The organism is Rhodococcus sp. EPR-134 (assembly GCF_001647205.1).
In the GTDB taxonomy this organism is placed as follows: domain Bacteria; phylum Actinomycetota; class Actinomycetes; order Mycobacteriales; family Mycobacteriaceae; genus Rhodococcus_F; species Rhodococcus_F qingshengii.
The window spans coordinates 1-9,662 of sequence record NZ_LVCT01000654.1 but is presented as its reverse complement, the minus strand read 5'-3'; the positions used below and the strand labels follow the sequence as shown (position 1 = coordinate 9,662).

Sequence of the window (9,662 nt, the reverse complement as noted above, 5' to 3'; positions counted from 1 at the left end):
GACCGCGAATCGGCGATGCGCGAGATGCTCGAGGGCGGCGAACTCGACTACCTGACCGGCGACTACCTGGCCGAACTGACGATGTTGATCCTCGGGCGGGATCGGATGAAGGACCCGTCGCTCGGCTACGCGAAGACGTTCCTGCGGCAGGTGGAGGACACGCTCGGCCTTGCGCTCGACAAGGGGGTGAAGATCGTCGCGAATGCAGGCGGTCTCAATCCCGCCGGACTGGCCGACGCGTTGCGCGAGGTCAACACCAAGCTGGGGTTGAACGCGAAGATCGCCCACGTCGAGGGCGACGATTTGATCTCTCGGGCAGACGAACTCGGACTCGGCTCCCCACTGACGGCCAATGCGTACCTCGGCGCCTGGGGCATCGTCGAAGCATTGTCGGCCGACGCCGATGTCGTGGTCACCGGACGGGTCACCGATGCGTCGGTGATCGTCGGTCCGGCCGCTCACCATTTCGGTTGGAAGCGAGATGATTTCGATCAGCTTGCCGGTGCTGTCGCGGCGGGCCACGTCATCGAGTGCGGAACCCAGGCCACCGGCGGCAACTACGCGTTCTTCACAGAGATTCCCAATCTGGGCCGGCCTGGCTTCCCGATCGCTGAGATCAACGCGGACGGAACCTCGGTCATCACCAAGCACGCCGGAACGGACGGCGAGGTGAGCGTCGGCACGGTGACGGCGCAGCTGCTGTACGAGATCACCGGTGGACGCTATGCAGGCCCGGACGTGACGACCCGCATCGACAACGCAGTGCTCACCCAGGAAGACCCGGACCGGGTGTTGATCAGCGGCGTCACGGGCGAGGCTCCGCCGCCGCAGTACAAGGTCTCCCTGAACACGCTGGCCGGGTTCCGTAACGAGGCCACCTTCATCCTCACGGGTCTCGACATCGAGGCCAAGGCCGATCTGGCGAAGACTCAGCTCGAATCCTGGCTGACGAAGAAGCCCGCCGAACTGGTCTGGACTCTCGCTCGCACGGATCATCCGGATTCCGACACCGAGGAAACCGCGAGTGCGTTGCTGCGCTGCGTGGTTCGCGATTCCGACCCCAAGGTGATCGGTCGCCCTTTCTCCGCGGTTGCGGTGGAAATGGCACTTGCCAGCTACCCCGGCTTCTCGCTGACGGCTCCGCCGAGCAACGGCCAACCGTACGGAGTGTTCACCCCCGGCTACGTCGACGCGGGATCGGTGCCGCACGTGGCCGTACTGCCGGACGGCACGCGCGTGGACATCGCTCCGTCCACGTTGACGCAGGACCTCGAACCCGTCGGCGAACCGGAGCGTCCGGAGCCGTTGCCGCCACAGACGTCGCTTTCAGTACCACTCGGCACGATCGCCGGTGCCCGTAGCGGCGACAAGGGCGGAAATGCCAACGTCGGCGTCTGGGTTCGCACGGACGATCAGTGGAAGTGGTTGGCGCACACACTGACCGTCGAGATGCTCAAGGAACTGCTACCGGAAGCAGCAGACCTGAACGTCACTCGCTACCAGCTTCCGCACCTTCGTGCCGTCAACTTCGTGATCGAGGGAATTCTCGGTCAGGGTGTCGCCTCGCAGGCGCGGTTCGATCCGCAGGCCAAGGGAATTGGTGAATGGCTGCGTTCGCGCCACATCGACATCCCGATTTCGCTACTCCCCGTAACTGACGAGAAAGAGGATTCACGGTGACCGTGTGGACCACACCGGAAAGGCTTGCGCTTCGCGAGACCGTACGCGGATTCGTGAACCAGGAGATTCTGCCGCATCTGACGCAGTGGGAGCGAGACGGCGAGATTCCGCGCGAATTGCACCGCAAGGCAGGCGCTCTCGGACTCCTCGGGGCCAGCGCACCCGAATCGGCCGGTGGTGAGGGCGGCGACGCCGTCGACTCCATCGTGATCTGTGAGGAGATGCATCAGGCAGGTGCGTCGGGCGGGCTGTTCGCATCGCTCTTCACCTGCGGCATCGCGGTGCCGCACCTGATCGCGGCCGGCGACGAGGCGCAGATCGAGAAGTGGGTCAAGCCGACCCTGCGCGGCGACAAGATCGGCTCGCTCGCCATCACCGAGCCCGGCGGAGGCAGCGACGTCGGGCACCTGACAACTACAGCCAAGCGCGACGGCGATCATTACGTCGTGAACGGCGCCAAGACGTTCATCACCTCCGGCGTTCGAGCGGACTTCGTCGTTACAGCGGTGCGCACCGGTGGTCCCGGCGCGGGTGGTGTCTCACTGCTCGTGATCGAGAAGGGCACACCGGGATTCACCGTCTCGCGCAAACTCGAGAAGATGGGCTGGCGCGCATCCGATACCGCGGAACTCTCCTTTGTCGACGCCCGGGTTCCGGTGGAGAATCTGGTCGGTGCAGAGAACAGCGGCTTCGCGCAGATCGCCCAGGCATTTGTCTCCGAGCGGGTAGCGCTCGCCGCGCAGGCGTATGCCAGTGCAGAACGTTGCCTGGAGCTGACGCTCGAATGGTGCCGCGCCCGTGAGACTTTCGGTCGCCCCCTGATCAGTCGGCAGGCCGTCCAGAACACCGTCACCGAGATGGCCCGCAAGATCGACGTCGCCAAGGTGTACACGCACTCGGTGATCGAGCGGTACATGGCCGGTGACGGCGATCTGATCGCCGAGGTGTGCTTTGCGAAGAACACGGCAGTCGAGACGGGCGAATGGGTTGCGAACCAAGCTGTTCAGCTGTTCGGCGGCCTCGGATACATGCAGGAAAGCGAAGTGGAGAGGCAGTACCGGGACATGCGAATTCTGGGAATCGGTGGCGGAACCACCGAAATCCTCACCGGCCTCGCGGCCAAGCGATTGGGGTATCAGTCATGAGTGTCATCCGGTCAACACTGGACACCAATTCCGAGGTGTACAAGACCGCAACTTCGACCATGAACACCAAGCTCGCCGAGATCGAGGTCGAGCACGCCAAGGCGTTGGCGGGTGGCGGCGAGAAGTACACCGAGCGGCACCACAAGCGGGGAAAGCTGCTGGCACGCGAGCGGATCGAACTCCTGCTCGATCAGGATTCACCGTTCCTCGAACTGTGTCCCCTCGCTGCGTGGGGGAGTGACTTCCCGGTCGGCGCCAGCACCGTGGTCGGTATCGGCGTCGTCGAAGGTGTCGAATGCCTGATCGTCGCCAACGATCCCACCGTGCGCGGCGGCACCAGCAATCCGTGGACACTGCGTAAGGGATTCCGGGCCAACGACATCGCCATGCAGAACCGCCTCCCGGTGATCTCCCTCGTAGAGTCCGGTGGCGCAGACTTGCCGACGCAGAAAGAGGTGTTCATCCCTGGCGGGCGTATGTTCCGTGACCTCACTCAGCTGTCCGCGGCCGGAATCCCCACCATTGCACTGGTCTTCGGTAACTCGACGGCCGGCGGTGCGTACATCCCGGGCATGTCCGACCACGTCGTGATGATCAAGGAACGCTCCAAGGTGTTCCTCGCAGGCCCGCCGCTGGTCAAGATGGCCACCGGTGAGGAATCCGACGACGAGGCACTCGGCGGCGCCGAAATGCACGCTCGCAAGTCCGGGTTGGCCGACTACTTCGCCGCCGACGAGCAGGACGCGATCCGCATCGGGCGCTCGATCGTCAAGCGGCTCAACTGGACCAAGAAGGGGCCGGCGCCGCGCGCGGAGATCATCGAACCGCTCGAGGATCCGGAAGAGTTGCTCGGCATCGTTCCGGCCGACCTGAAGATCCCGTTCGATCCGCGTGAGGTCATCGCCCGTATCGTCGACGGCTCCGACTTCGACGAGTTCAAGCCGCTCTACGGCTCCTCCCTCGTGACCGGGTGGGCCGAGCTGAACGGCTACCCGATCGGCATCCTGGCGAACGCACGTGGAGTGCTCTTCAGTGAGGAATCACAGAAGGCCACGCAGTTCATCCAGCTCGCCAATCGTTCCAACACGCCGTTGCTGTTCCTGCACAACACCACCGGCTACATGGTCGGTAAGGAATACGAGGAGGGCGGCATGATCAAGCACGGATCGATGATGATCAATGCGGTTGCCAACTCCAAGGTTCCGCACATCTCGATCCTGCTCGGAGCGTCGTACGGCGCCGGTCACTACGGTATGTGCGGACGCGCGTTCGATCCGCGGTTCCTCTTTGCGTGGCCCAGTTCCAAGTCCGCCGTCATGGGCGGTGCGCAGCTCGCCGGCGTCATCTCCATCGTGGGACGCGCTGCTGCCGAGGCCCGCGGCCAGGTCTTCGACGAGCAGGCCGACGCCGGCATGCGCGCGATGATCGAGAACCAGATCGAGGCCGAGTCACTTCCGATGTTCCTGTCGGGTCGTCTGTACGACGACGGCGTCATCGATCCCCGAGACACCCGCACCGTGGTGGGAATGTGCCTGTCGGCCATCGCCACCGCCCCGATCGAAGGCACCGAGAACTTCGGCGTCTTCCGTATGTGAGGCACGCCGTGACAATCACTTCAGTACTGGTCGCCAATCGTGGCGAAATCGCCCGCCGTGTCTTTGCAACCTGCCGCAAGAACGGAATCGGCACGGTCGCGGTATTTTCCGACGCAGATGCCGACAGCCCGCACGTCGCCGAAGCCGATGCTTCGGTTCGCCTACCGGGTAACACGCCTGCCGAGACCTACTTGCGGGGTGAGCTCGTCATCGCCGCCGCCAAGGCTTCGGGCGCCGACGCGATTCACCCCGGATACGGATTCCTCTCCGAGAACGCGGAGTTCGCGCGCAGCGTCATCGACGCGGGACTGACGTGGATCGGCCCGCCCGTCGAATCCATCGAGCTCATGGGGTCGAAGGTCGAGTCCAAGAAGATCATGGACGCCGCGGGAGTGCCGGTGCTCTCCGAACTCGATCCCGCCGCGGTGACCGAGGCTCATCTGCCGGTGCTGATCAAGGCGTCGGCGGGCGGCGGCGGACGCGGAATGCGTGTCGTTCGTGAATTGTCGGCGCTGGACGGCGAACTGGAAGCGGCGCGGCGTGAGGCGCAGTCCGCTTTCGGCGACCCGACAGTCTTCTGTGAGCGTTACCTCGAGACCGGTCGGCACATCGAGGTTCAGGTCATGGCCGACCGCCACGGTGCGGTGTGGGCGGTGGGGGAGCGCGAGTGCTCGATCCAGCGTCGGCATCAGAAGGTGGTCGAAGAGGCCCCGTCGCCGCTCGTGCAACGCATCCCCGCCATGCGCGACAAGCTGTTCGACGCCTCGCGGCTCGCAGCCAACGCCATCGGTTACGAGGGGGCAGGAACCGTTGAATTCCTGGCTGACGAAAAAGGCGACTTCTTCTTCCTGGAAATGAACACGCGTTTGCAGGTGGAGCATCCGGTCACCGAGTGCACCACTGGACTCGATCTGGTGGAACTGCAATTGCAGGTCGCTTCAGGTGAAGCACTTCCGGACGATCAGCCGGAGATCCGTGGGCATTCGATCGAAGTGCGCCTGTACGCCGAGGACCCCGCCAAGAACTGGCAGCCGCAGAGCGGAACCGTCCACCACATCGAGTTGCCCGGTGACCCGCAAGAATTCAGTGTTCTGCGTGAGCAGGGCGTTCGCCTCGACTCCGGCGTCGTCGACGGCAGTGTTGTCGGCGTCCACTACGACCCGATGTTGGCCAAGGTCATCTCGTACGCGCCGACGCGGACCGCAGCTGCCCGGCTGCTCGCATCGACGCTGGCGCGCACCAGGATTCACGGGCTGCGCACCAACCGCGACCTGCTCGTCAACGTCCTGGCCCACCCCGCCTTCATTGCCGGAGACACCGACACTGCCTTCTTCGAGACTCACGACCTCGAGAAGCTGTCTACGCCCTTGGCCGATACCGCCGCCGAAAGACTCTCGGCGCTGGCGGCGGCACTTGCCGATGCCGCGCGCAACCGGGCGTCGGCCCGCGTCATCGGCCGCTTGCCCAGCGGGTGGCGCAACCTCCCGTCGCAGCCGCAGAGCAAGAGCTACTCCACTGCGTCGGGCGAGTACGACGTCCGCTACTCCCTGAGCCGAAGCGGCGTGCTGAGTGCAGAAGGCTTCGACGACGTGCGCCTGGTATCGGCAACTGCGACCCGGGTAGTGCTCGAGCAGAGCGGAGTACAGCGCTCGTTCGACGTTGCGGCCTACGGGAGTGAGATTTTTGTCGACTCCTCGCTCGGACCCGTCGCGTTGACGGCAGCACCGCGCTTCGTGGATCCGTCGGCAGAAGTCGCCGCCGGTTCGTTGCTCGCTCCGATGCCGGGATCGGTCATCCGCCTCGGTGCCGCACTCGGTGACACCGTCACCGCCGGCCAGCCGATTCTGTGGCTGGAGGCCATGAAGATGGAACACACCGTCACCGCGCCGACTGCCGGTGTCCTGGTGGAACTTCCGGTCGCCGTCGGCCAGCAGGTCGAGGTCGGATCGGTACTCGCACGTGTGGAAGAACCCGCTACAGAAGAGGAAGCATGATGAGTTTCATCGAAACCGAAGAGCAGAAGGAACTGCGGGCATCCGTTTCCAAACTGGGTGAGCGCTTCAACTACGTCGACTACGTGCTGCCCAAGGCGCGAAAGGGGGAGCCGCTCACCGAATTGTGGAACGAGGCGGGCAAACTCGGATTCCTGGGCGTCAACCTGCCGGAGGAATACGGCGGCGGCGGTGCAGGCATCTACGAACTCGCGCTGGTGCAGGAGGAATTGGCGGCGCAGGGTGCCGGTCTGCTCCTGGTTGTCGTATCCCCGGCCATCTGCGGCACCATCATCGGCAAGTACGGCACGGCGGAGCAGAAGCAGCAGTGGCTACCCAGCCTCGCCGACGGCTCCAAGATCATGGCGTTCGGAATCACCGAGGCCGACGCTGGTTCCAACTCTCATCAGATCACCACGACGGCACGCAGGGATGGCGACGACTGGATCCTGAGCGGCAACAAGATCTACATCTCGGGTGTCGATCAGGCTGACGCGGTCCTCGTCGTTGCGCGGACCGAGGACTCCAAGACGGGCAAGCTCAAGCCTGCTCTGTTCATCGTCCCCACGGATTCTCCCGGATTCGTGAAGACGCAGATGGAGATGGACATCATCGAGCCGGACCACCAGTTCATCCTCTTCCTCGACGACGTCCGTCTGCCGGCCGACGCTCTGGTCGGCGAAGCCGATGCCGCCTTGATGCAGTTGTTCGCCGGCCTCAACCCCGAGCGCATCCTGGGTGCGTCGATGGCCATCGGCATGGGCCGTTACGCCCTGAACGCCGCAGTGAAGTTCGCCAACGAGCGCACGGTGTGGAAGACGCCGATCGGTGCGCACCAAGGTATTTCGCATCCACTCGCGCAGGTGAAGATCGAACTCGAGCTCGCCAAGCTGATGATGCAGAAGGCCGCCATGCTCTACGACAGCGGTGACGATTTCGGTGCTGCCGAAGCCGCGAACATGGCAAAGTACGCCGCTGCCGAGGCCAGCATCAAGGCACTCGATCAGGCGATCCAGACGCATGGCGGCGCAGGACTGACGAAGGAATACGGACTGGCCGCCATGCTCGGTGCGGCACGTATCGCCCGCGTCGCGCCGGTGAGCCGCGAGATGATCCTCAACTTCGTCTCACAGCATTCCCTCGGTCTGCCACGGTCCTACTAGGAAGAGGCGACTCATGACGGATCAGGACAAGCCATACGTACGGTACGAAATATCGGGCGGTGCTGCCACGATCACTCTCGATTCACCCCACAACCGCAACGCGATTTCGACGCGGTTGGTCACGGAGTTGCAGGCTGGGTTGACGTCGGCTGCCGCCGATCCGGCAGTTCGAGCGGTGGTACTCGCCCACACCGGTGGAACATTCTGTGCGGGAGCCGATCTCAGTGAGGCCTCCGGTTCGTCCGCATCACCGGAGGACGCCGTCAAGGAGCGAGGACGGGGGATGCTGACACTCTTGCGCAGCATTCTCGAGCTTCCCAAGCCGGTGATCGGGCGGATCGACGGTCACGTCCGGGCCGGAGGCATGGGTCTTGTCGGGGCGTGCGACATCGTCGTCGCCGGACCGGCGAGCACCTTCGCGGTGACGGAATCACGGTTGGGTTTGGCGGCGTCCATCATCTCGCTCACGGTCCTGCCGAGGCTCGACCAGCGATCTGCGAGCCGCTATCTGCTCACCGGAGAGAAGTTCGGCCAGCACGAGGCCGAATCCATCGGACTCGTCACCGCCGCGTCGCAGGACACGGGGGAGTCGATCACCGAACTGCTCGGCACCCTGCGCCAATGTTCACCGCAGGGACTTGCCGAATCGAAGTGGATCACGACGCGTTCGGTCCTGGCCGGATTCGACCGGGACGGCGAGGAGATGATCGCGCAGTCGGCTCGGCTGTTTTCCTCTGACGAGGCTCGTGAGGGCATGATGTCTTTCTTGCAGAAGCGTCCAGCGGCCTGGGCGCAGTAGAAACTGCGCAGCTGGGACACAGAAGCGCTGGAACACAGAAGTAGAAGGGATGGCGGCGCGATGACTCGAGAGCCCAAGCAGGACCGAAGTCGAGTCACGCGCTCCCACCTGCTCGAAGAGACTGTGGAGTGTCTCGCCGAACTCGGGTGGAGCGCAACGACGATGAGCGTCGTCGCGCAGCGTGCCGGGGTGTCCAGAGGCGCGATGCAGCATCACTTCCCGACCCGCGAGGACCTCATCACCGCGGCGCTCGAGGTGATGTTCGACGCCCGGATGGATCAGGCACGAAAGGAATCGACCGACCTTCCGGTGGGTGCCGGACGAACCGAGGCGATCATTTCGCGGTTGGTGGAGTACTACACCGGGACTCTGTTCAAAGCAGCACTGCAGGTGTGGACGGCCGCTGCCTCCGACCCCGACCTGCGTGCCCGCGTACTGCCCCTCGAGGAACGATTCGGGCGCATCGCGCACCGCATGGCCGTCGAGAGTCTGGGTGTCGACGACTCCGACCCGGTGACGCACCGCTTGGTACAGGCGACCCTGGACCTGGCCCGCGGGCTGGGGCTGGCTGATGTCTTGACAGACGACTCGCGCCGACGCACCGAGGTGGTCAAACAGTGGGCGGCGCAATTGGATTCCACACTTGTTCGGGTACCGGTGGCAACTCCCTGAATCGGTAGCGGAGGGGCCGGCGCCGGTGCTCTCGACGCGCACGTGGCGTGTGTCGGGGGCCACCGAGAAGTACAGTCGGCTCCATGGTCGCACGCACTCTCACTTCGATCGGGACTTCGGTATTGGTCTCGGCTGCCGTGCTCTCGGCCGTGGTCGGCTGCAGCTCCGGCGACGGGTCCGTCGATCAGCCGGGCGACGGTGCGGGTTCGCAGGCACTCGCACCTACGGATCCGGGCCCGATGTTCGCCGAATGCGGCTCGGTGACCGACGAGGAAGTTGTCAACGCCTTCAATCTCGGCGCTTTTGCGACGACGACGCGCAACGGCGTCGGGTGCCAGTGGGAAGTCGCCGGTTCGAACGGTCCGAGCGTCAGTTTCTCCTGGTACCGCGGTAGCCCGATCGGCCGCGAACGGGCCGGGTCCGACCTGCTCGGACGTCCTGCCGACGACATCACGATCGGTGGACACCAGGGCTTCATCGCGTCCACCGCAGGTTCGTTGTGCGAGTTGGGTATCGCGTTCGGCGGAGACTTCGTGCACTGGTCGATCACCTACGGTTTGCTGCCACCGACCGCGGATCCATGCACGGTGGCGCGGGATCTGATGGAAAAAACAGTT

At 64.4% G+C, this 9,662-nt stretch carries 8 protein-coding genes; all 8 read left to right on the top strand.

Going from position 1 to position 9,662, the window contains the following annotated elements:
• Nucleotides 1-1,680, top strand: a 1,680-nt coding sequence (locus A2J01_RS28540) for an acyclic terpene utilization AtuA family protein (RefSeq protein WP_064114075.1), incomplete at its 5' end; no start/stop codon positions are given.
• The gene (locus A2J01_RS28535) at nt 1,677-2,825 is read left to right on the top strand and encodes an acyl-CoA dehydrogenase family protein (RefSeq protein WP_007728404.1); all 1,149 of its coding nucleotides are present in this window, start codon (nt 1,677-1,679) and stop codon (nt 2,823-2,825) included. The genes A2J01_RS28540 and A2J01_RS28535, both read left to right, overlap by 4 nt.
• Entirely contained in the window at nt 2,822-4,420 is a 1,599-nt protein-coding gene (locus A2J01_RS28530; protein WP_003941989.1) for an acyl-CoA carboxylase subunit beta, read from the top strand. Before A2J01_RS28535 ends, A2J01_RS28530 begins: the two co-directional genes overlap by 4 nt.
• Nucleotides 4,421-4,428: 8 nt before the next feature.
• Nucleotides 4,429-6,414, top strand: coding sequence for an acetyl/propionyl/methylcrotonyl-CoA carboxylase subunit alpha (locus A2J01_RS28525; RefSeq protein ID WP_064114076.1), 1,986 nt, complete (start codon nt 4,429-4,431; stop codon nt 6,412-6,414).
• The gene (locus A2J01_RS28520) at nt 6,414-7,574 is read left to right on the top strand and encodes an acyl-CoA dehydrogenase family protein (protein ID WP_064114074.1); all 1,161 of its coding nucleotides are present in this window, start codon (nt 6,414-6,416) and stop codon (nt 7,572-7,574) included. Before A2J01_RS28525 ends, A2J01_RS28520 begins: the two co-directional genes overlap by 1 nt.
• Nucleotides 7,575-7,587: 13 nt before the next feature.
• Nucleotides 7,588-8,373, top strand: coding sequence for an enoyl-CoA hydratase family protein (locus A2J01_RS28515; protein WP_064114072.1), 786 nt, complete (start codon nt 7,588-7,590; stop codon nt 8,371-8,373).
• A gap of 60 nt (nt 8,374-8,433) precedes the next feature.
• Nucleotides 8,434-9,045, top strand: coding sequence for a TetR/AcrR family transcriptional regulator (locus A2J01_RS28510; protein ID WP_064114071.1), 612 nt, complete (start codon nt 8,434-8,436; stop codon nt 9,043-9,045).
• An 83-nt stretch (nt 9,046-9,128) separates the two neighbouring features.
• The coding region (locus tag A2J01_RS28505) for a DUF3558 domain-containing protein (RefSeq protein WP_064114073.1) at nt 9,129-9,662 on the top strand (534 nt) is incomplete at its 3' end.

Coding starts and splice junctions, on each gene's coding strand:
- A2J01_RS28530 (WP_003941989.1), top strand. CDS start 2,822: ATGAGTGTCATCCGGTCAACACTGGACACCAATTCCGAGGTGTACAAG.
- A2J01_RS28520 (WP_064114074.1), top strand. CDS start 6,414: ATGAGTTTCATCGAAACCGAAGAGCAGAAGGAACTGCGGGCATCCGTT.
- A2J01_RS28510 (WP_064114071.1), top strand. CDS start 8,434: ATGACTCGAGAGCCCAAGCAGGACCGAAGTCGAGTCACGCGCTCCCAC.
- A2J01_RS28515 (WP_064114072.1), top strand. CDS start 7,588: ATGACGGATCAGGACAAGCCATACGTACGGTACGAAATATCGGGCGGT.